Source organism: Psychrobacter fjordensis (assembly GCF_904845995.1).
Lineage (GTDB): Bacteria > Pseudomonadota > Gammaproteobacteria > Pseudomonadales > Moraxellaceae > Psychrobacter > Psychrobacter fjordensis.
This window is the reverse complement of sequence record NZ_CAJGYP010000001.1, coordinates 906,899-929,934: the sequence shown is the minus strand read 5'-3', so window position 1 is coordinate 929,934 and position 23,036 is coordinate 906,899. Positions and strand designations below refer to the sequence as shown.

Here is a 23,036-nt window from a genome sequence, read left to right as displayed (position 1 = left end):
GTCTTTTGGTGATATGCTATCGATAATAAAGTGCTGGTATGACTGCAACACAAATACCAGCCTTACCCCAATCATTTGTAGCCAACAACTGAATTGAACATATAGCAAATAATAGACAGTAGGTGATAATAAATGGCAGATAAGACCGTCAAAGAACTGGCAGATATGGTAGGCAAAACTGCAAGTGCTGTAAAACAGCAATTAGTAGATGCTGGACTACCTGCTCGTGCAGAGGATGACCTAGTCTCAGAAGTTGAGCAAGAGAAGTTGGTGACGTATTTAAAGCAAAGTCACGGTCAGCAAGAGAAGCGTCGTATTAGTCTCAAGTCTAAAACGACTAGCACTGCGCGTGTGACTGGCTCTTCAGGTAAATCTAAGAGCGTCAATGTTGAAGTGCGTAAAAAGAAAGTATTCGAAAAGCCTGATCCAGAAAAAATGGCTGAAGAATTGGCTGCGCGTGAGCAAGCGATGATTGAGTCGCAAGAACGTGCTGCTAAGGACGCTGAAGAGCGTGCTGCTACTAAGAAAAAATCTGAAGAACGTCAAGCAGCAACCTTAGCTGCGATGCGTGCAAGCTTAGGTTCTAGCAAAAAATCTGATGACAAGAACGACGATATTTCAACGTCAGTTGTTGTTAAGAAAGGCGGAAAAACGACTGTTGAAGTCAAGCCTAAAGAACAACCGAAGAAAAAAGTCGCTGCTACTAAACCTAAAGTTGAAACAGCAGTAGAGCGTAAAGCTCGTGAAGCGCGTGAAAAAGAAGAAGCACGTTTACGTGAGATCGAAACAGAAACACGTCGTGTTCAAGCTGAAGAAGCGCAAAAGCGTACACTTGAGCAAATGCGTAAAATGGCTGGTAAATACACGGATCAGCCTGCTGCTGAAGTTCGTAAAGATGAGCCATTGGCTGAAGGTCTAGTCGGTGATGCATTAGAAGAGTCATTTGAAAAAGAACGTCGCGAAATTAAGCGCGGTGCAAGCAGCACTGGTGCTCGTGGTCGTCGTCGTAAGAATCAAGATGAGCGTGAGATCAAAAACCGTAAAAACGGTTTGCGCTCAACGCAAGCATCACAGCATAAATTTGAAAAACCTGTTGAAAAAATCGTTTATGACGTTGAGATTAGTGAGCAAATTACAGTAGCCGATCTTGCTCAACGTATGGCGGTTAAAGCTCGCGAAGTGACCAAACTGCTTATGAAAATGGGTGAGATGGCTCGTGAGTCAGACACTATTGACCAAGCGACAGCAAGTTTACTTGTTGAAGAAATGGGTCATAACCCAGTTCCAGTTAGTGATACTAAAGTTGAAGATGACTTACAGTATGCGGTTGATGAACGTAGTAGCAACGTGCAAACGCGTCCACCAGTCGTAACCATCATGGGTCACGTTGACCATGGTAAGACGTCACTACTAGATAAAATTCGTGAAACGAAAGTTGCGAATGGTGAAGCTGGCGGTATTACACAGCATATCGGTGCTTACCATGTAAAAACCGAGCGCGGTGTTATTACTTTCCTTGACACACCAGGTCACGCAGCCTTTAGTGCAATGCGTTCACGTGGTGCTCAAGCGACTGATATTGTTGTACTTGTCGTTGCAGCTGACGATGGTATGATGCCACAAACGGCAGAAGCCATTGATCATGCACGTGCTGCTGGTACGCCGATTATTGTTGCTATCAACAAAATGGATAAGCCAGGCGCTGATCCTGACCGCGTTCTTAATGAATTGACGACGAAAGAAGTCGTATCAGAAGAATGGGGTGGTGATACACCAATGGCACGTATCTCAGCCAAAACAGGCGAAGGTATCGACAACTTGCTAGAGTTTATTAGCTTACAAGCTGAGCTAATGGAACTAGAAGCACCTGTAGATGGCGCTGCACAGGGTGTCGTTATTGAATCAAGACTTGAAAAAGGTCGTGGTCCTGTTGTTAGTGTCCTAGTTAAAAAAGGTACATTGAAGCAAGGCGACTTGGTTCTAGCTGGTGAACATTATGGTAAAGTCCGTGCGCTAACAGATGAGCATGGTCAACGTATCCAATCAGCTGGTCCTTCTATCCCTGTAGAGATTTTGGGTCTGCCTGAAACGCCAGCCGCTGGTAGTGAATTCTTAGTTGTCACTGATGAGAAAAAAGCTCGTGAAGTTGCTGACTTTAGAACCAACCGTGAGCGTGAGCGTCAACTTGAACGTCAAAACGCCATGCGTCTTGAAAGCATGTTCGATCAGATGGAACAAGGCGATGTGTCATTCTTGAATATCGTATTGAAAACTGATGTTCGTGGTTCACTTGAAGCATTGCTCTCTGCACTAAATGAGTTGTCAACTGACGAAGTTAAAGTCAGAGTGATTAGCTCAGGCGTTGGTCCTATCTCTGAGTCTGACGTAACACTTGCAGAGTCTAGCGAAGCAGTATTACTAGGTTTCAACGTTCGTGCGGATGCTACTGCACGTCGTAAATCAGATTCTGCCAACATGGATATTCGCTACTATAGTGTCATCTATGGCTTGATCGACGATGTAAAAGCAGCAATGAGCGGTATGTTGGCCCCTGAACATCGTGAGAAAATCCTTGGTGTTGCAGATGTCCGTGAAGTATTCCGCTCTAGTAAGTTCGGTGCGGCTGCTGGTTGTATGGTGGTTGAAGGTACAATCTATCGCAACAAACCTATCCGCGTATTGCGCGCTGATCAAGTTATCTTTACTGGTCAATTGCAATCATTGCGTCGTTACAAAGAAGACGTCAATGAAGTACGTACTGGTATGGAATGTGGCCTAGCGGTACGTGGTTACGATGTCGAAGCTGGTGATAAGATCGAAGTCTTCGAAATCCAAGAGTTCGCACGTACTATCTAAAGTCGCTGTTCGATATAAAGGTCTCTAATAATGCAATACGCTTAATCCGTTGAGCATATTAGTATACCCTTCATATCTAGCTGTACTTAGGCCTAACAGGTACATCCTGCTAGGCCTTTTTTAACAAATATCAGCCCTTAAATGTATTAATAAGCAAATGGGCTAATCAATGAAAATAAGCCCTACCAAATTAAGGTAATAAAATGAACCAACGTTTACAACGCTTATCCGATCAAATTCAGCGTGAGCTTGCTGTTCTTATTCGTGATGAAGTTAATGACCCGCGCTTGACTGGTTTTGTCACTATTTCTAGTGTCAAGGTTAGCCCAGATTTAGGATATGCCGATGTCTATGTCACTATCATGGAGCCTGGGCTTAATGATGCAATGACCAAGACGAATCACGAAGAGAGCGTTACCGTACTGAACAACGCAGCGGGTTTCTTACGTACTGAGCTCAGTCATAGTTTAAAGACACGTACTACACCGCGCTTGCGTTTTCATTATGATGAAGTGACTGCTCGTGGTAACTACATGATGGATCTGATTAGCCAGGCTGTCACTAAGACAGAACAAAATGAGAATGACGAGTAAATCTATATTATGTCTACATCGCCCAAGCAAGCTGATAAAATAAAAGTCTCAGGGGTTATCTTAGTAGATAAACCCCAAGGTATGACCTCACAGCAAGTGGTGTCAAAGGTGAAATATCTATTTAAATCACCGAATCATGACAGCAAAAAGGCGGGGCATACGGGTACGCTTGATCCAATGGCAACGGGCCTACTACCGATTTGTATGGGTGAAGCAACGAAGTTCAGTCATTATCAGCTTGATGCTGACAAATCCTATGAAGCAATTATTTTGCTTGGTGGTCAGACCGATACCGGCGATGCAGATGGTCAAATCGTTGAGCAAGCAGCTATTCCAACATTCGACACTGCATTATTAGAACAAGTTGCTCAGCAATTCTCAGGCGCTCAGCAACAGATACCGCCGATGTATTCGGCGCTAAAAAAAGACGGTAAAAAACTCTACGAATATGCCCGTGCCGGTATTGAAGTAGAGCGTGCACCTAGAGATATCGTGATTAAGGCGATTAATTTAAAAGCGATGGATCACGAGCAGATTCAATTGACAGTGACTTGTACTAAAGGCACTTATGTACGTGTTCTTGGTGAAGATATTGCCAAAGCACTAGGTACATTAGGGCATCTGATAGCATTGCGACGTACGCAAGTGGGTGATTTTAACATTGATAATGCGATTGCCTTGCCGGATTTAGAAGCGCTAGCGCTGGATAGTCGACAAGGGCAGCTGATGCCAGTGGATGCTTGTGTCAATATTGACGCTGAAATGATATTGACGACTGAACAGTGTACTCGTATACATATGGGGCAACGTCTAAATGTGTTTGAGCAACTGACAGATGATATCAGAACGTATATAGCAGGCAATATTGACAGCGAATCATGGGCTAATCAAGATATAGCTGTTCGTCAGCAAGCGGTTTCTGAGACAGATGATAGCGAGCAGCTTACTGATACGAAGCCATTGAAGCATGAAATACCTGTGGATATTCGCTTGATAAACGAAGACAGTCAGTTTTTAGGTTTAGGTGCAGTCAGTCTGAATGGTCGATTACAGCCAAAAAAATTAATTCAGCGTTAGTTTTATTCTTGTTAAATAAGTCGCGATAAAGCCTTTTTGGCTTACTAACAGTTTACACTAATCACATATCCTCACATTTTATTGCAGGTTTCACCTATGGTGGAACCTGTTTTTTTTGTACATTAGATATGTCAGCTAGGGAAAGCCAGACGAAATAATTAATACAATAAAACGATAAAAACAAAAAGTAAGAAAAACAAAAAGCAGGCTAATAAAAAAAACTCACAATAATAAAAAACTGGTATGGAATAGTTCTAACAAGGAAGGTTTTACGGCTCAAGGCTCGAAACTTGATAAAAATAACTCGACGCTCAATAAAAATAAAAGGTACTAATAACAAGAAAAGTAGGCAAATCAATAATAAATTTTCTTATATAAAATCACAAATATAAAGACAGGAAGTATTATGAAAACTATTGCTTTTTTACTACACAATAACTTCGAACAAGCAGAGTATGAAGAGGTTAATAACCAACTGAAAGACAAAGGTTATAAGACAGTTCTTATTACTACTAACGAAGATAAAGAAGTCCAAGCGATGAAGCAAGATGTCGATAAAGGTGATACTTTCACTGCTGATATTTTTGTAAGTGAGGCTAGTGTTGCTGATTATGATGCATTGGTGCTACCAGGTGGTACTGTAAATGCAGATACCATCCGAGGCAATAAGCAAGCTCATGGAATAATCAATACTATCAATGATACAGGTAGACCATTAGCTGTTATCTGCCATGCGCCTTGGGTCCTTATTAATACAGGTATCGCCAAGGGTAAAACATTGACTGCTTATCATACGCTTCAGACAGATTTAGAGAATGCTGGCGCAAATTATGTAGATAAAACAGTACAAATTGATGGCAATCTTATCACCTCGCGTAATCCAGATGATATAACCAATTTTGTTGATGCTATAGATAAAGCACTATCTTAGAGTTCTTGCTATCTAATCGTCAAACAAGCATCAAAATACTTTAATCATTCATAACCACAAATAAGGAAAATATTATGTCAAATTCTAACCCAAACGATACTAAGCTTGAGCAACAACGTTCTGATGCAGCGACTGCAGCGCTCAAAGATCAGACTGAAAACAATCACTCAGCAGATACTGAAGCAGCTGCAGACCTTATTGCCGATAATGTAGAAAGTACCAAAGAAGACAAATAACTTGTCCGATGCGTTCTCTAGAGTAGATATATACTATATGTATTTATAGTTTGCACGTTTCAGTATTAATGAGTGCAATCACAGTTAGTCAAAAAAATAATAATTCAGGAGCTAATATGAGTAATTCACCGAACAATATGGACGAGCAAGAAAAAGAAATTGAGAAGCTTGCAGAAGAGATTAATCCTAGCGAACATAGTGCTCCAGATAGCTTAGCGGAAGTCACTACGGCGGCACCGCTCGGAGATGACGAGCTTGGTGGTAATGCTACCGAGAGCGATATTAAAAAATAAATAGCACTATCAGATGACTCAGTTTGTAAATGACTAGAGTTTGTAAATGATTAGGTTTGATGTTTTCGATAGAAGCTAATTTAGCCATAAAACTAATGTGAAAAACTGCTGCTAGTTCAGCAGTTTTTTGTTATAATCAGCGTCACATTTAAATTTAGTTTAGATGGGATATTGTATCGAGTAGACTATTCAAAACGGATGGCTATATTAGATACTGTCTCATAGCAGCTTCATATAAATGATCGTTATAACTAATTGAGCTTGTCGTACACTAGGTCAACTCTAGTAATGCAGGGTTGTCCTGAATGACGTGCAAGTTACTTTATTTACTATTCTACTGCTTTTAAAACGACTCAAATTCGAGTGTATTTTTAAGCTTTTAGCATTGCCGGAGATATTTATGCTAACTAATACTGATCGTGAACAAATCATTGCTCAATACCAACGTGGCGAAAGCGACACTGGTTCACCAGAAGTTCAAGTAGCTTTATTAAGTGCTCGTATCAACGATCTACAGAACCATTTTAAAGCGCATAAAGCGGATCATCATAGCCGTCGCGGTCTTATCCGTATGGTTAACACCCGTCGTAAATTGCTTGATTACCTAAAAGGTAAAGATCTTGGTCGTTATACCACCCTTATTAGCCAGTTAGGTCTACGTCGTTAATCTAGCGACAACAGTGCGAGTGGCTGCCAAATTAAAAAGTGCCCGTATGTGGCATTACTTTAAAGGTTTTGCTAAGCCGCTTAGCATTTGCTCGCTAATATCGATAAAATAGATTTTTCTAAAAACGGTGTGGAATAGTTTCACGCCGTTTTTTTATGCTTATCAGTATGGGCTATTAAGAGTTGTTGTCTTAACTGATATCGCCATCTGAGAGTAAGTAATAAATAGCTGATTAGCGATAACATTGATGGTCTAATCAGAACTGAAGTGCGAACTGGCAGGATACGTGCCGTTTTGCAATTCATTGGTCAATGGCTATAAATCACTGTAAAATAATGCCTAGTAAGTTTTATCATATGGCTGCTAGTTATATAGCGATTATTTACAGAGTGATTGGCTGTAGTCTAGCCACTATAAATATAAATACTTAAAGAACACAGAAAATGTCATGTATGGTAGTTTTGATCAGTGATGCCTTTTGTATGAAGGCCTTTGATAGTATTTATAGTACAACCAAATTTGAACGACCAAATATACGTAAGCGTACGATGTCTATCATAGACATATATATGAGATAAATAGGTAGCGATATTGACCCTAATTGACATCGTCCTACAACAGGAGCCTTGTCAATAAACGGCTATATACAAAGAATTTTAATGACAGATATCAGATTTTTATAGCGCTGATATTATTTTTGTCAGTCAACATTAGGAATATTATATGACAATGTTTAACACTATTAAGCGTTAATTACAATACGGTAACCAGCAAGTTGTTATCGAAACCGGTCGCGTAGCACGTCTGGCAAACTCTATTTTAGTTCATATGGGCGGCGTTACCGTCCTAGTCGCAGCAGTCGTAAAATCAGAAGCCAAAGCAGGTCAAAACTTCTTTCCGCTAACGGTAAACTACCAAGAAAAAATGTATGCAGCGGGTAAAATTCCGGGTGCTTATGGCAAACGTGAAGGCCGTGCGAGCGAGTTTGAGACTTTAACTTCGCGCTTAATCGATCGTCCGATTCGTCCGCTATTTCCTGAAGGTTATGTTAACGAAATTCAGATCACAGCGACAGTCGTTTCATCAGATAAAACTCAATCAGCTGATATCGCTGCACTAATCGGTGCTTCAGCGGCATTGGCTATTTCTGATGCGCCATTCAATGGTCCAGTTGCAGCGGCACGTGTTGGTTTTATCAACGGTGAATACGTTCTGAACCCAACCATTGAGCAGCTCAAAGAGAGCGATCTTGATTTGGTTGTGGCTGGTACTAAGTCTGCAGTATTGATGGTTGAATCTGAAGCGGCAGAGCTTTCAGAAGATCAGATGCTAGGTGCGGTATTGTACGGTCATCAACAGCAGCAAATCGTTATTGATAACATTGCGTCAATGGCAGAAGAGATCGGTACTGCTAAGCAACAGTATAGTGCCCCTGAACGCGATCAAGCGCTTACAAGCAGCATGAAAGAGCAGTTCGGCGAGCAAGTTGCTGACGCTTACACTACCACAGACAAGCAAGAGCGTTACGCTAAGCTTGACGAAATCAAGCAGTCAATTATTGATGCGCTTGCTGGTGATGCTGAGTCAGAAAGTTATGCTGATACCGTAACTGAACTTAAAGAAATCTATAACGATCTTAAGTATCGTACGGTTCGTGACAATATTTTGTCAGGTAAACCACGTATCGATGGTCGTGATCTTGAGACCGTCCGCGCGCTTGACGTACAAGTTGGTGTATTGCCGTTCACGCATGGTTCAGCACTATTCACTCGTGGTGAGACGCAAGCATTGGTTACGACCACATTGGGTAACAGTCGCGACGTCAACATGATTGATTCACTAGGTGGCACTATCCGTGACCATTTCATGCTGCATTACAACTTCCCGCATTTCTCAGTAGGTGAAACGGGTCGTGAAGGTATTCCAAAACGTCGTGAAATCGGTCATGGCCGTCTAGCACGTCGCGGTGTGCAAGCAATGCTTCCAGATAGCGAACGCTTCCCATATGTCATCCGTGTAGTATCAGAGATTACTGAATCAAATGGTTCATCTTCTATGGCGTCTGTTTGTGGTGCAAGTTTGGCATTGATGGATGCTGGTGTTCCACTAAAAGCACCTGTTGCTGGTATCGCGATGGGTCTGGTTAAAGAAGGCGAGCGTTTCGCTGTATTATCAGATATCTTAGGTGATGAAGATCATCTTGGCGATATGGACTTTAAAGTTGCTGGTTCTAAAGATGGTATTACTGCGCTGCAGATGGATATCAAAATCGAAGGTATTACGCCTGATATCATGGAGCAAGCGCTTAAGCAGGCCCATGCCGGTCGTATCCATATCCTAGATGCGATGAACAAAGTACTGCCTGAGAGCCGTACCGAAATTAACGCTCATGCACCTAACTATGCCGTTATCGAAATCAATCCGGATAAAATCCGTGACGTAATCGGTAAAGGCGGCGCAATGATTCGTCAGCTAACGGAAGAAACTGGCGCGGTTATCGATATCGATGATGGTGGCACGATTCGTATCTTTGGTGAAAACAAAGCAGCAACTAAAGCCGCTATTGGTAAAATCGAAGCATTGACTGCTGAAGTTGAAGTTGGCAAAACTTACGAGGGTACGGTTGCTCGTATTGTTGACTTCGGAGCGTTCGTTAACGTATTGCCAAACACTGACGGTCTAGTACATATCTCACAAATCGCAGAAGAGCGAGTAGAAAATGTATCAGATTATTTGAAAGAAGGTCAGATCGTTAAAGTCTTCGTTCAAGACGTTGATAACCGTGGTCGCATTAAGCTGACTATGAAAGGTATTGAGCAGAACTAATTTTTAACAATTGGTTTGGTTTAATTTAGTACAAAAAAACCGCTTTGAGCTACTCGTCATGAGTATTCAAGGCGGTTTTTTTATGGGTATTATTCTTAGAGTATATAATATTGGACGAGGTCATAACGTTGAACGAGCAAGTATGAGCTTTTCACTCAATGAGGCTCACCACTGCTAATAATGGTGCTTTTTGGTGCTATATTGTCTTAACCATTTCGGCTTATTCCATTTTAAAATTCAATATTTCTAGGTACATGTACGTCGATACGTAACTTAGGTAAATCTTGTAGTTTTTGAATCAGTAACGGCAAAATATCCGCATTCCAATCTAAAGGAAGTGAGTGTATTGAATTTTGTGTTTCAGGATCGTTATTCCGTGCATTATTATGGATAAGCGGACGTGCAAGTAGTGCGATCCGACGGATACCTTGATAGCGTATCAAAGGTATGAGCTGCTGCTGAAACTCAGTCAATGCTTCCGTCAACCAACGTATACGTGCTGGGTGGTAAGGATGGTCTGATATAACAAGGTTGGCGATATAGCTTGGTTGATTGCCATTACTACTTATGCCAAGTCCAGCTTGCTCAAGTACGCGCTTATGGAGCATGCAACTGCCCACGTTTAGACTGCCATCACGGCACGCGCGATAGTAACGTTGGTAATTATCAGGAAATAAAGTTTTAGATTTTGTTAGTACGGGATCTAGAAGAACACCTGCAGTATTAACTGGCAGGATAAGTAGCTGCGCGCTACTTGTGAAAATAGGGGCGTGAGTTAATTGTAGAGTCGCCATTGCCAGCCCCTTTATAATAAATATGAATTTACTTGACCTCAGTCTTAACAGGATCACCCGCTTCTAGTTGAGCTATCTGTTGCTCAACCAATGTAATTTGCTCTGCTTTCATGTCAGCCAACTGTTTGTTCATGGCCAGCTGTTCAGCCAGCAACTTCTCTTGCTCAATTAAGCGGTTAGTCTCGTCATTGAGACGATCGCTCTCTTCTTTGGCCAAACTGTCCGTTTCTGGTAAAGGCGCGCTCAAAATAGCATCGGGATCAAGCGATTGATTATTTGAAGATACAGGTACATCTGTATCTTTCAAATCGCTCGTCACAGTCACACTATTAAGTGGCGTAGAAATAGACTCTGTTGCTTCAATTTGTTTCGTGATTGGTAGCGTGGAGTCGGTATCAGACAAAGCACTTTTCCAAATCAAGTAACCAATAAATAGCATTGCTAATATCAATGCTAGCAACCATTTTTTCCAAGGTTTGGTAGAGCTTTCTTCTGTTAACTTAGTTGATAAAGGACGCATTTTTTGGCTTTTCATATTGTAGTCGATTTATGTTAGAAATATAGATAGCCATACTATAGCAAACTCAAAATAAAAAGCCTATCTATTGATAGATAGGCCAGTAGCGATTATAACTTGACGCTTGGTATCAGATACTTAGGGTTTGAACTTTACTGTACCACTCGTACCTGTGGCCATTGCATCACGAGCCAGTTGATCCTCTAGGTGGTTTTTGGCACTGATTGCATCAGGGTCAGGGCGATGCTCTGCGTGCCCACACAAAGTACACTCGATGTATTCATCAGGTGCTGGAGTCACGATATTCACCTGCACGACCGCGTCTATCGCTTGGCATTTTGGGCAGCGAACGCCTGCTAAAAATCGGCGTTTAGGGCTTGATGATTGATAGCGCATTTAAACTGCCTCTTGAGTCGTTTGAGCATTAGCAGCGTTGATATTTTTAGAATTATCAAAACCACTATGACGCAATAAAGCATCGATGCTGGCACTACGACCACGGAAGTTCTCAAAATTGGTTTTGGCTGGAAAACTGCCACCAACGGACAAGACAGACTCGCGGAAAGCCTTACCTGTGGCTGGGTTAAAAATACCGTCTTCCTCAAACTTACTAAAAGCATCTGCAGATAACAGCTCAGCCCACTTATAAGAGTAATAGCCAGCTGCATAACCACCTGCAAAGATATGGCTGAAGCCGTTAGCAAAGCGGTTGTAATCAGGCGTTTGCATGATAGAGATATCGCTACGTACTTTGTTTAGCGTTGCTAAAACACCATCATAATCAAGTGCTGGCGAATGCCCATGAATCAATAAATCAAACAGGGCGAATTCGATTTGACGCAATGTTTGCATGCCGCTTTGGAAGTTTTTGACAGCCAATAGTGCATCAAGTTTGTCTTTAGGCAACGGCTCTCCGGTCTCGACATGACTACTAATCAGTGCGATACCTTCCGCATCCCATGCCCAGTTTTCCATAAACTGGCTTGGTAGTTCAACTGCATCCCATTCGACGCCATTGACACCAGCGACATCGCCGACAGTCACTTGGGTTAGTAGATGATGTAAGCCGTGACCGAACTCATGGAATAAGGTCAATACTTCGTCATGAGTCAATAAGCTTGGCTTGCCCGCAAGTGCAGGGGTGAAATTACCGACCATAAAGCAAACAGGTAACTGTTGGTGGTCTTGCTCGTCATAAGTATAACGCGACTGAAAACCATTCATCCACGCACCGCCTCGTTTGCCGCTACGTGCAAACAAATCAAAATAGAAGCCGCCAAGTAAGCGATCATCAGCATCAAACAACTGATAAAAACGCACATCATCATGCCAGTGTGACACAGACTCACTCTGCTCTCGTACTTTAATCCCGTACAAGCGCTCAACGATAGCAAATAGACCGCCAATCACTTTTGGTAATGGAAAGTAAGGTCGTATCTCTTCTTGTGACAAGCTGAATTCGCTTTGTTTTACTTTTTCAGCGATATAGGCACTATCCCATGATTGTAGATCATCGATACTATGGTTCTTTGCATATGCCTGCAATTGCCCTAGGTCTTGCTTAGCGGTAGGCGTTGCTTGCTCTGCTAGGTTACGTAAGAATGCTTCAACTTCCGCCACGTTGCCAGCCATTTTGGTCGATAGTGAGACCTCTGCATAATTATCGAAACCTAATAGCTTTGCCTTTTGCTCACGCAAAATCAGAATTTGACTCATGATATCAGCGTTGTTTAGCGACTCACCTTTAGCATTGGTATGCTCATCAAATTCAGATGCACGGGTAACGTAAGCGCGGTACATAGTCTCACGCAAATCGCGATCATCAGCATGAGTCATGATAGCGAGATAGACAGGAATGTTTAAACTTGCCACATAATATGGCGTTGGTAGCGACTCAATATCAGCTTGCGTGAGTACACCACTGGTAAGCTGACTGGCTTTATATTGCTCACCTGCATCTGCCAATAATGCCAAACCACTTTCGGTCAAACCTGCTAACTGATTGTCTTGTAAAGGCAGTGCAAATGCTTGTGTGGCATCTAAAACATGATCAGAGAAAGTTGCTGATAAGGTGGATAGTTTGCTTTGAATGGCCGCAAATTTTTCTTGTTCAGCTTTAGGTAATGCGACTCCTGATAGCTCAAAGCTTCGTAGCGCAAGCTCAATGGCACGTGAGCGTGCAGGCTCAAGCGCCGCAAAAAAAGCTGTGTCATTTACAATAGTTTGATAACGATTAAACAGCGGCTGATGTTGTCCGACACGAGTGCCATAAGCCGATAGTTTGGGTAGCAGTTCATGATGTACATGACGAATCTCATCATTACTCATCACACTGTTAAGATGCGATAAGATACCCCAACTGCGATCTAGCGCGAGATTGATATGATCAAAAGTCATCACATCCTCTAGGGCGGAAGTACTATTATCTATGGTATCTGTCATCGCATCTAAAAATGCATTGGCACTATCGATAGCATTGATAACTTGGCTTTGTAACACGCTTGGCGTAGCAGTGGCAAAATCAACAAGCCTTAAATCTGAAGAAATAGGGGTCATAAAGGTATCCGATATTAGTAAATGAATTATTATTAATTAAGTGTGATGTGATAAAAATATTAATTAACCAAAAATGCAGTGCGTTGAATTTTTAGTATTTTGCAGTTTTATAGGTAGGTTATATAAAAGATGGGTTCGATTGATAAAAATACAACCTGAGTACTCATAATATAGAGGGTAAAGAAATGTCGTCGTTGATATACAGGGGATATGGAACAAAAAAACTCAACGTCTATAGTGATATAGATTGCTCTATTTACAAAGAACCATCATTTGATTGCAAATCAGTCGTATAGATAGGATAGCCTTACTGTTAGCATCAAAGTAATAGCACAAAAAAATAATCGTTAATACATTGATATATAAGGTATTAAGATTCTATATATGGAATGTCGACTACCCATACTGATATGAACGTATGTATGGGTTCAAAAGTGAAGCAATAGAGTACTAATCAAAGAGGATGTGACTAAATTCCCTGATATGCAACAGCAGGTATTTATAAGGCCTCGATTTTTTATCAGTTTTAAAAGCGTACATTGCATAAGTGGTTGGTTATTAATAACTAACACCTAGAAAATCTACAACGTTAAGAGTAAATGATAATAAAACAAGGAGTAATATATGAAAGCAACTCTCAAAAGCTTACGCGAGACCAAAGCCAATCCTGCGGTCAGTATTTTTGTCAAGACTCATCGGGAGCATCCTGCTAACGAACAAGATTCAATCGCTCTAAAAAACCAATTAAAAGTAGTCGAAGAACGCTTAACTAATGAATATGACAAGCGCACAGCGACCACGATTCTAGATAATATCCATGCCAAAACCAAAGAGCTAAATCATAACTTAAATCTTGATACTTTAGCCATTTTTGCCAGTACTGAAGATGTGCAAGTGATTCGTATGCCGATCGATACCACTGAGCGCGTTATGATTTCACATCGTTTTGCGACCCGAGATTTGGTACGTGATATGGCAAGTGCGGTTCATTATTACACGGTAGTGCTAACCCGTGATGGTGCACGTTTGATCGAAGCATCTAATGATCGAGTCATTAGAGAGTTAGGTAAAGACGACGATGTGCAAAACAATATGGATAATATCCCGTTCCCAATCGAAAATAATGGCCTATATACAACGGGAGATGGCGGCACAGATCGCTCGTCGAACAATGAGAGCAGCTATTTAAAAGAGTTCTTTAACCAAGTAGATAAGAGTGTGCAAGAGCTATGGGGCGAACATAAAATGCCGCTCGTGGTTGTGGGCGATGCCAAAAATATCGGCTATTATAAAGAAGTATGCGACCGTCCGGACAACATCATTGCCACAGTATCAAATGCCACTAACTTAGAAGATGGCCATGCTCAGCATATCATCGACAGTGTACAAGAAGCAGTAGAAGGCTATCGAACCTCATTACATCAAGCAGCCATGGGTGAGATCGATAAGGCTCGCGGTGCCAATATGTTGCAGACTGACCTACAAGAAATCTATCGTAGTGCGTTTCAAGGGGTGGGTGAGACACTTTACGTTCGCCGCCGATATATCCAGTCTGCTAAAATTGATGAGCAAGCGCAGACATTGAGTATCGTAGATGATGCTGCCACCGAAGGTGTCACTGATGATGCAGTAGGCGAAATCATTGAACATGTCATTCACAATGGTGGTAAAGCTGTATTCTTACCAGAAGATATTATGGGTACCGATCAACCGATTGCTTTGGTGACCCGTTACTGATCTGCTAAGACACTCCATCAATGAGAGTTATGTATGAATTAGCCATTGATGACGGATAGGTATAACATGGAAGCATTGGTTCTATACGAATCAATGCTTTTTTATATTGATGCGTGTTTAACCCCACATTACTAAATATTTTTGCGATAAATTTTGATGAAGCGCTATTAATCCTTACTTTATAAATACTAAGTCTATGACTAATAAAATGAAAACTACGACCTCTTTTGTCTTAACCAGCTATAACATTCATAAAGGCATGTCACCGATGAATCGCCAAGTCAAAATGCAAGGCATCGCCCAAGCACTTGATATCGTTGGTTCCGACGTACTGTGCTTACAAGAAGTTCAAGGGCAGAACCTCAAGCGCAACCTGCAATACAATGAGTACCCTGACCAATCACAACATGAATGGTTTGGTGAGTATTTGCAGCTGCAAAATAGCTATGGCAAAAACTCAGAGTATGAGAATGGCCATCATGGCAATGCAGTGCTGAGCCGTTTCCCTTTAGACCCAAAACATAACGTTAATATAACGGTTAATAAGCTCGAGCAGCGCGGCGTGTTGCATTGTGAAGTACAGCCAATAGGTTGGGATAGGCCAGTCGTCGTATTATGTGCGCATTTAAATCTGTTTGAGCGTGATCGTATTAAGCAGTATGAAGCTATTACTAACTATATATGTCATGAGATTGCTGACGATCAGCCATTGATTTTGGCAGGTGATTTTAATGACTGGAAAAAAATGTCTTGCGATAAACTGGCGCATGATCTTGGTATGACGGAAGCTTTTAAACACTGCCATGGTAAGCTAATGCCAACATTCCCAGCCAAATTACCTGTACTCAGTCTAGATCGCATTTATGTGCGCAATCTAAAGATAAAGGATGCGTGGGTACACAATGGAAAGCCTTGGTCGACGCTGTCGGACCATCTGCCGATTAGCGCAGAATTGGCTTTGCTATAAAATAGCGATAAAGTACTAAAAAAATAATGAGAAAAGTTCTATAAAATAAAGCTTGTATAAAATGCAGCCTTTATCAAATAAAGTGTCAATCAAAAAATGGGTGCAAAAAAAATCGCCCGATAACATATAAGGATATATAACGATGACTAATAATCAAATACCAAATACTCAGCATGCGGTGCTCATACGTGAATTTGGCGAGCCTGAAGTGATGCAATATCAAGATAATGTAGCGATGCCAGAACTGGCTGACGACCAAGTATTGATAAAAATTGCCTATGCTGGCATCAACCCTGTCGATTATAAAACACGTCAAGGTAAGGGTTGGGGCGCGGCTGCTATCCAAACAGAAAAATTCGATAACGACCAGCCTGCAATTTTAGGTTTTGATGTAGCAGGCGAAGTAGTCAGCAGTAATAGCGACGAGTTTGCTATCGGCGATAGAGTGGCCGCTTTGAGCTTTAGTGGTTGCAGCTATGCACAATATGCGGCAGTAGATGCCAAGTTGCTTGCAAAAGTGCCAGAAAATGTCACTTTGGAGCAAGCGGGGGCATTGCCTTGTATTGGTCAAACGGCGTTACAGTTTGTAGATTTTGCAGATATAAAAGCAGATGAGCATGTGGTGATCAATGCGCCAGCAGGCGGCGTAGGTCATTTACTGATTCAATTGCTCATGAATAAAGTGGCGCAAGATAATATCAAGGTGACGGTAATTTGCTCACCAGAAAAATACGCCAAGCTTGATGAATTGATAGATGTATCTAAGCTGACTGGCTGGATTGATTATACTAAGGATGAGGCATTCCCTGAGCTGCAAGCGGATGTACTGTTAGATTTGGTCGGCGGTGAGGCAGGTATACGAGCGCTTAGCGTGATCAAGCCTGAAGGTCATGTTTATGTGCTACCCACCATTTGGGTAGATAAGCTCAAAGAAGCGGGTAGTCAGAAAAACTTAAACGTTGCCGGTTATAAGTCGGAGCGTAATGGTGAAGATATGGCGCGTGTTTTACAGCAAGTCGCTGATGGCAAGCTGACGCTAAAGATTCAAGAAATATATCCATTGTCTGAAGTCGTTGCCGCTCACCATGAGCTACAAAAAGGCGATGCCTTTGGCAAGATAGTTTTGAAGGCTGACTAGCTCAAGACCATCTGCCGAAACGTCAGGCTAATACGCCCTTCTGAGACTTTTTTAGTCTTCGTAATGGTGTGTTTCCAAAATTTTTGCGTATCACCATGCATCACAACTAACTGACCAGACTCAAGATGAAGTTCGACTTTGTCTTGAGTTTTTTTATGCTTAAAGACAAACTTACGCGTCGCACCAAGAGATAGCGAAGCGATAACTGGCTGAGCACCTAGCTCTTTTTCATCATCTGCATGATAGCCCATACCGTCAGAGCCAGAAGGGTAATAGTTAAGCAAGCAAGTATTAAAATTAGCAGTAACACCAATTTTTGCTAAAGCCTGCTCAATATACTGTTTCACGTGGAACACTGTACTTGACCATGGTACTGTTTGCCGCACATGCCCTGAGTATTGATAGTCTGCCTCTGTATCTCCCATCCAGACGATTTGTCGAGTCGTCACGTGAGTCTTACCAAACAACGTCACGATATCAGGTTGCCAAGGGAGGTCGGTGAGCAAGGTGTCATAAAGGGTATTAGCGTCATCGATAATTACCCCTAAATCGTTCACACTACCATCATAGGGTAGTAAATTATCGGTGGGCGCAGGGGCAAAGAGATCAGTCATGGGTCTGTCGTCGTAAATCCTTATTTGCTACTTTGATAGTTATCAATGATGATTTGAGCACATAATTCAGGTGCTTCCATTGGCAACAGATGACCATATTCTAATAAGGATATTATGTGGTTATCCGGTACGAATTTGCGCCATTGCTTGCGCACTTTATCATTGATAAACAAAGTAGGCTTGCCAGTAATCAGCGTATAAGGACATTTGAGCTGCTTCAGTGCGCTGTCAATATGAGGGGCACCAAAATAGTTGGCGAGCTCTTGCTCGGGCGCAAATATCAATGTATAGCTGCTATCAGGATTTTTTATTAAGCTTTGTTCAGCGAATATCCGTAAGTGTGCATCGCTGATACGTCGATAGGCAGATTGCGCGCGCAAATGCTCATAATAATCATCGATACTTGACCATACGGTTTGTTTGGCTAGCGTGCTTTTAAACGGCTCACGGTTTAGCAGAAGCTTACGTGGCAATAGGTTATATAGTCTGGCTTGTCTTTTAGTAAACGTCACAGGCTCTATTAAATATAGCTGTGAAAACAGTTCCGGGCGTTTGGCTGCCGCGATTGCAGTGGCAGTGGCTCCTTGCGAATGACCAATACCAACGACAGGCTTGTCTTGTGTTCTTTCTAGGAATTCAATAAGTATTTCGGCATCTTGCTCGCGCGTCAGACGACGACGTTGTGGTTTGTCATACCAATAACCGCGTAAGGCGAGGGATCTGATATCAAAGTCAGTTGCCAAAGCACTTAGTAGTGGTAGATAGGTGCCAACAGTGAAGCTATTGCCACCATAAAAATGTGCCGGTACACGTGAGGTAGTGTTTGTGTTTGTTTTTGATGGTACCGATGGAGTAAGCCGACTAAGATTATAGTAGCGCGCTTGTTTTCCACTAATATTAATACTTTTTGCAAATGCTTTCATAAGGTAAACACCTCCTTGTGTCTGATTTTTAATGAGAATTAACCACTTTTAGCCTATTGAGATGACTATAGAGTGAATTGAAGACACGGCTTAGCTGTCTTCACCTAAGAAGCCACCACTTTGACGATGCCATAACCGTGCATAGACGCCGTGTAGAGCCAATAGCTCATCATGACTGCCTTGCTCAATGATTCGACCTTTATCCATGACGACCAGTCGATCAAGTGCGGCAATGGTAGAGAGGCGATGGGCAATGGCAATGACCGTTTTGCCTGTCATAATGTCATTCAAGCTTTCGGTAATGGCAAATTCAATCTCAGAGTCAAGTGCACTGGTTGCTTCGTCTAATAGTAAGATCGGCGCGTTTTTTAGCATAACACGTGAGATGGCAATACGTTGACGTTGTCCGCCAGAGAGTTTGACGCCGCGTTCACCGACTTGGGTATCAAGACCGATATTGCCTTTATCATCATACAAGTCTTTGATGAAGTCCCACGCTTGGGCTTGCTTGGTAGCGGTAATGATTTCTTCATCGGTCGCATCAGGACGACCGTAAGCGATGTTTTCACGTACAGTACGATGTAATAAAGAAGTGTCTTGGGTGACCATGCCGATTTGTTGGCGTAAGGACTCCTGAGTAACCGCATCAATCGCTTGACCATCGATCAGGATTTTACCGCTATCAACATCGAAAAAGCGTAATAGTAAATTCACCAACGTTGATTTACCCGCCCCCGAGCGGCCAACCAAACCTATCTTTTCACCTGGCGCGATGTCCAAATAAAAGTTATCGAGGAGCTTGATAGTAGACGTTGCTGGTACTTTTGCTTCGTCTACATTGTTGCTTTCAATATCATCGGTATTGTTATTACTTTCATAGCTAAAATCTACGTCATCGAACACGATACGACCTTTAGATACGTCTAAAGCGGGCGCGCTTGGCTGATCGACAATGGTTTGTGGGGCCGATAGTGTGCGCATGCCATCTTGTACCGTACCGATACTTTCAAATAAGCTGGCAGTTTGCCACATAATCCACCGTGTCAGACCATTCAAACGTAGTGCCATCGCAGTCGCAGCAGCAAACGCGCCCACACCGACATCCCCTTGCTGCCATAGATATAGACCAATACCCGCAGTGCTACTGACTAAGATAACACTGATAAGGTGAGTCGAGACTTCTAGATAACTGACCCAGCGCATCTGTGCATGGACAGTGCCCAAAAACTGACCCATGGCATTTTTAGCATAACCAAGTTCACGGCGCGAATGGCTAAATAGCTTGACTGTCATGATATTGGCATAAGCATCAGTAATGCGTCCAACCATCAATGCACGGGCATCTGCCTGAACAATAGCAGTGTGTTTTAATTTAGGAATAAAGTACCAAATGCTCAGTGCAACCAAGACGAACCAAATGATAAACGGGATTAGCAATAAGCTGTCTAAGTTGAATAAAATAATTCCCGAGGTGATAAAGTAGACAGAGACATACATGAACATATCAGTAACGGTCATGACGGTATCACGCACGGCTAGTGCCGTTTGCATGACCTTTGCTGAGACACGTCCTGAAAACTCATCCTGATAAAACTGCATCGATTGCCCAAGCATACGCTGATGAAAACGCCAGCGCATTTGCATAGGGAACACACCTTGCAAGGTCTGAAAATGAATGAACGATGATAAGGCAATCCATAATGGGCTGACTATCATGACGGCTAGCATCATCAGCAGCATATCGCCTTTTTCTAACCATAAATTCTGCGGGGTATACACGCCGAGCCAGTCGACGATATTACCAATCCAAGCAAACAGCATCGCTTCATAAATACCAATACCTGCTGACAAAAGCATAAACAGCAGTAGCCAACCGCGTAGACCTTTGGTACACACCCATAGGAATTTGAGCATGCCATCACGAGGTGAAGGCAGCGGCATAGGGGAATCGGGGAAAGCAGGCAAGCGGTTTTCAAAAAAGCGAAATAGAGTATTCATAGGTAGTCATAAAACATCAATAGCAGTACGCCAAAATCAACGATATCACTCGTTATTTTGAATCTTTACTTTAGTTATTAGGATTGCTCGCTATTTTAACAAACTTCACAATTAGACCTGCATGCTAATTGTAATTTGAACGGTATAGGTCAATTGGTTATTAGTAATATAGCAGTCATCAAATTGATAGGCACGCAAAAATATTTTGTTACATGTTATGATTCTATTCTTTTTCGCAGTTCAAATGTCATATGCAAAATTTCTGGTTTTTGAATTTACTGTTTTTTTGAACTTTCTGATTTTTTGAAAAGTCATCACTCAAAAATGGTTGTTTAACAAGGTAAAAGCTCATGGTGTACTTAACGATAGCGGTGCTTTGTAGCGTCGCTGTTTCAGTGTTATTAAAGATATTACGACAAAAAAACATCGACATACGTCAGACCATCGTAGCTGGTTATCCAGTGGCTTGTTTATTGACTTGGTTTTTGTTAAAACCAGATGCAAGCGGGATGAGCACCCTTGGTAGTACGTGGGGTGTGATTGTCGCTCTCGGTATAATGCTGCCCGCTGTGTTCATTATACTTGGCCGCGCAATTGAATCGGTGGGTATGGTCGCGACCGATGCGGCACAACGTCTGTCATTAATCATTCCTATCGTGGCATCTTTTCTATTGTTTGGTGAGCTAATCACGGGTACGCATATATTGGGATTGGCATTAGGATTTTTGGCATTAGCGGCTTTGGTCTATCGTCCACAGCATGCTGAGATTAGTCAGCAGGCCCAACGCACGCCACTTTGGTTGTTTGGTGTATGGGCAGGCTATGGCATTATTGATATCTTATTCAAACAGGTTGCCAAACAAGGTACTGCTTTTTCACTCACGCTATTTGTCAGCTTTGGGTTAGCAGGTTTCTTACTGCTGATTTATTTGCTGGTTACTCGTGTGCGCTGGCAAGGAAATGCGCTTGCAGCAGGATTGCTGTTAGGTACGCTCAATACGGGTAATATCTATGCTTATGTGCGTGCGCATCAAGTAATGCATGACTCTCCTAGTATCGTCTTTACTGGTATGAATGTTGGCGTTATCGCAGTTGCTACTTTGATTGGTGTTGGAGTCTTTAAGGAGCAGCTTAATGGTATTAATGTGTTGGGTTTATTATTAGCGATTTGCTGCGTGGCGCTACTGTTTTTAGCATAAAAAGTTATTCTAAAGATGTGAGTGTGATGACGACTTTATGAAAGCGTTAACCGATCAGATATATGCGTAAAGAGCGTCCTATGTTAAGGTTATCTACAAACAGCAAGGCTGATATAAGTTGACAAAAAGCAGTTGGTTTTGTGACACTTTGACCTTAATCAATAAAAATAGGATGCACTCTCAATGGAATACGAAAAACAATTACAGCGTGTAAAAACCAGTTCAGGTTTCATCGCAGCACTTGATCAAAGTGGTGGTAGCACACCAAAAGCACTAGAAAACTATGGTGTCACAAGTGATGATTATGATAATGATAATGATGAAGCCATGTTCGACTTAGTCCATGAGATGCGTGCTCGTATGATGACTTGCACCGCTTTTGATAATGAGCGTGTACTTGGTGCGATTTTATTCGAAGATACCATGGAGCGTGAGGTTAATGGCAAATCAACGGCCAACTATCTGTGGGAAGATAAGAATATTGTGCCATTTTTAAAGGTGGATAAAGGGTTGGCTGAGCAAATGAATGGCGTGCAAGTTATGAAGCCAATGCCGAACTTAGACCTATTATTAGACAAAGCAAAAAAATATCCCGTATTTGGTACCAAAATGCGCTCAGTAATCTATGAGCCAAATGTCGATGGCATCGAGCTGGTCGTGCAGCAGCAATTCGATGTGGCAAAGCAAATTATTTCAAAAGGCTTGATGCCAATTGTTGAGCCTGAAGTAGATATTAATAGTAGCAAAAAGCATGAGTGCGAAGTCATACTCAAGACAAGTATTTTACATAATCTGGATCGTTTGAACGATGAGCAGCAAGTGATGCTAAAACTGACATTGCCAGAAGAATCAGGGTTTTATCAAGAGCTGATCGATCATCCAAAAGTATTAAAAGTCGTGGCGTTGTCTGGTGGTTATAGCCGTAGTGATGCTTGTGATAAGCTTAAGCAAAACCCCGGTATGATTGCGAGCTTCTCACGTGCCTTTACTGAAGGTTTGAGTAAGCAGCAAAGCGATGAAGCGTTTACCAGTGTCATTGATGCGTCAATCGAAGAGATTTATGAGGCGTCGAAGGTTTAAGTTTATAATAAACAAGATTGAAGTAAATTAAAGA

20 protein-coding genes are annotated in these 23,036 nt (G+C 42.0%); 13 read left to right on the top strand and 7 right to left on the bottom strand.

The genetic code is table 11. The features are described from left to right. The first annotated feature begins 132 nt into the window (after nucleotides 1-132). The 8 genes from infB to pnp all read left to right on the top strand — a co-directional run bounded on the left by infB (nucleotide 133) and on the right by pnp (nucleotide 9,479). Nucleotides 133-2,856 (top strand): translation initiation factor IF-2, encoded by a 2,724-nt coding sequence (gene infB, locus JMW61_RS03860; protein WP_194196209.1) that lies wholly within the window; start codon nucleotides 133-135, stop codon nucleotides 2,854-2,856. A gap of 203 nt (nucleotides 2,857-3,059) precedes the next feature. Further along, nucleotides 3,060-3,449, top strand: a complete 390-nt coding sequence (locus JMW61_RS03855; RefSeq protein ID WP_197215501.1) for a ribosome-binding factor A — start codon at nucleotides 3,060-3,062, stop codon at nucleotides 3,447-3,449. A gap of 9 nt (nucleotides 3,450-3,458) precedes the next feature. Beyond that, on the top strand, nucleotides 3,459-4,526 hold the full coding sequence (gene truB / locus JMW61_RS03850; RefSeq protein WP_201549682.1) for a tRNA pseudouridine(55) synthase TruB: 1,068 nt from the start codon (nucleotides 3,459-3,461) through the stop codon (nucleotides 4,524-4,526). A 406-nt stretch (nucleotides 4,527-4,932) separates the two neighbouring features. Beyond that, complete coding sequence (locus JMW61_RS03845) at nucleotides 4,933-5,457, top strand: type 1 glutamine amidotransferase domain-containing protein (RefSeq protein WP_201549681.1); 525 nt, start codon at nucleotides 4,933-4,935, stop codon at nucleotides 5,455-5,457. A gap of 74 nt (nucleotides 5,458-5,531) precedes the next feature. After that, a complete protein-coding gene (locus JMW61_RS03840; protein WP_201549680.1) occupies nucleotides 5,532-5,693 on the top strand; it encodes a hypothetical protein in 162 nt (53 codons plus the stop codon). A 116-nt stretch (nucleotides 5,694-5,809) separates the two neighbouring features. Further along, nucleotides 5,810-5,986 carry a hypothetical protein gene (locus tag JMW61_RS03835; RefSeq protein ID WP_201549679.1) on the top strand — a complete coding sequence of 59 codons (177 nt, stop codon included), beginning with the start codon at nucleotides 5,810-5,812 and terminating at the stop codon, nucleotides 5,984-5,986. A gap of 400 nt (nucleotides 5,987-6,386) precedes the next feature. Beyond that, complete coding sequence (rpsO, locus tag JMW61_RS03830) at nucleotides 6,387-6,653, top strand: 30S ribosomal protein S15 (protein WP_110922066.1); 267 nt, start codon at nucleotides 6,387-6,389, stop codon at nucleotides 6,651-6,653. Between the two features lie 780 nt (nucleotides 6,654-7,433). Next, complete coding sequence (gene pnp / locus JMW61_RS03825; RefSeq protein WP_227687413.1) at nucleotides 7,434-9,479, top strand: polyribonucleotide nucleotidyltransferase; 2,046 nt, start codon at nucleotides 7,434-7,436, stop codon at nucleotides 9,477-9,479. Nucleotides 9,480-9,709: 230 nt separating this feature from the next. On the opposite strand, the gene JMW61_RS03820 is transcribed toward pnp, so the two are convergent. The 4 genes from JMW61_RS03820 to JMW61_RS03805 form a co-directional block, all read right to left on the bottom strand. After that, the gene (locus JMW61_RS03820) at nucleotides 9,710-10,273 is read right to left on the bottom strand and encodes a hypothetical protein (protein WP_194196204.1); all 564 of its coding nucleotides are present in this window, start codon (nucleotides 10,271-10,273) and stop codon (nucleotides 9,710-9,712) included. Nucleotides 10,274-10,301: 28 nt separating this feature from the next. After that, on the bottom strand, nucleotides 10,302-10,808 hold the full coding sequence (locus tag JMW61_RS03815) for a hypothetical protein (RefSeq protein WP_194196203.1): 507 nt from the start codon (nucleotides 10,806-10,808) through the stop codon (nucleotides 10,302-10,304). Between the two features lie 120 nt (nucleotides 10,809-10,928). Further along, nucleotides 10,929-11,186 (bottom strand): YheV family putative metal-binding protein, encoded by a 258-nt coding sequence (locus JMW61_RS03810; RefSeq protein ID WP_201549678.1) that lies wholly within the window; start codon nucleotides 11,184-11,186, stop codon nucleotides 10,929-10,931. Continuing rightward, nucleotides 11,187-13,346 carry a M3 family metallopeptidase gene (locus JMW61_RS03805; RefSeq protein ID WP_201549677.1) on the bottom strand — a complete coding sequence of 720 codons (2,160 nt, stop codon included), beginning with the start codon at nucleotides 13,344-13,346 and terminating at the stop codon, nucleotides 11,187-11,189. A gap of 624 nt (nucleotides 13,347-13,970) precedes the next feature. Between JMW61_RS03805 and JMW61_RS03800 the strand changes: the two genes are divergently transcribed. From JMW61_RS03800 to JMW61_RS03790, 3 genes are all read left to right on the top strand, one after another. After that, nucleotides 13,971-15,083 carry an AOC03_06830 family ribosome hibernation factor gene (locus JMW61_RS03800; protein WP_201549676.1) on the top strand — a complete coding sequence of 371 codons (1,113 nt, stop codon included), beginning with the start codon at nucleotides 13,971-13,973 and terminating at the stop codon, nucleotides 15,081-15,083. A 208-nt stretch (nucleotides 15,084-15,291) separates the two neighbouring features. Then, nucleotides 15,292-16,050 carry an endonuclease/exonuclease/phosphatase family protein gene (locus JMW61_RS03795; RefSeq protein ID WP_201549675.1) on the top strand — a complete coding sequence of 253 codons (759 nt, stop codon included), beginning with the start codon at nucleotides 15,292-15,294 and terminating at the stop codon, nucleotides 16,048-16,050. Between the two features lie 142 nt (nucleotides 16,051-16,192). Beyond that, the gene (locus JMW61_RS03790; RefSeq protein WP_201549674.1) at nucleotides 16,193-17,188 is read left to right on the top strand and encodes an NADP-dependent oxidoreductase; all 996 of its coding nucleotides are present in this window, start codon (nucleotides 16,193-16,195) and stop codon (nucleotides 17,186-17,188) included. Here the strand turns inward: JMW61_RS03790 and JMW61_RS03785 are convergent. The 3 genes from JMW61_RS03785 to JMW61_RS03775 all read right to left on the bottom strand — a co-directional run bounded on the left by JMW61_RS03785 (nucleotide 17,185) and on the right by JMW61_RS03775 (nucleotide 20,723). Next, the gene (locus JMW61_RS03785; RefSeq protein WP_201549673.1) at nucleotides 17,185-17,802 is read right to left on the bottom strand and encodes an alpha-ketoglutarate-dependent dioxygenase AlkB family protein; all 618 of its coding nucleotides are present in this window, start codon (nucleotides 17,800-17,802) and stop codon (nucleotides 17,185-17,187) included. The genes JMW61_RS03790 and JMW61_RS03785 overlap by 4 nt on opposite strands. A gap of 20 nt (nucleotides 17,803-17,822) precedes the next feature. Further along, nucleotides 17,823-18,725 (bottom strand): alpha/beta fold hydrolase, encoded by a 903-nt coding sequence (locus JMW61_RS03780; RefSeq protein WP_201549672.1) that lies wholly within the window; start codon nucleotides 18,723-18,725, stop codon nucleotides 17,823-17,825. 90 nt (nucleotides 18,726-18,815) lie between these two features. Beyond that, nucleotides 18,816-20,723: an ABC transporter ATP-binding protein gene (locus JMW61_RS03775; RefSeq protein WP_201549671.1), complete on the bottom strand. Its 1,908-nt coding sequence runs from the start codon at nucleotides 20,721-20,723 to the stop codon at nucleotides 18,816-18,818. 350 nt (nucleotides 20,724-21,073) lie between these two features. Here JMW61_RS03775 and JMW61_RS03770 point away from each other — a divergent pair, with 350 nt between their 5' ends. Together JMW61_RS03770 and JMW61_RS03765 are read left to right on the top strand one after the other, a co-directional pair. After that, on the top strand, nucleotides 21,074-21,922 hold the full coding sequence (locus JMW61_RS03770) for an EamA/RhaT family transporter (protein ID WP_201549670.1): 849 nt from the start codon (nucleotides 21,074-21,076) through the stop codon (nucleotides 21,920-21,922). Nucleotides 21,923-22,105: 183 nt separating this feature from the next. Next, the gene (locus JMW61_RS03765) at nucleotides 22,106-23,002 is read left to right on the top strand and encodes a fructose bisphosphate aldolase (RefSeq protein WP_201549669.1); all 897 of its coding nucleotides are present in this window, start codon (nucleotides 22,106-22,108) and stop codon (nucleotides 23,000-23,002) included. Nucleotides 23,003-23,036 lie beyond the last annotated feature (34 nt).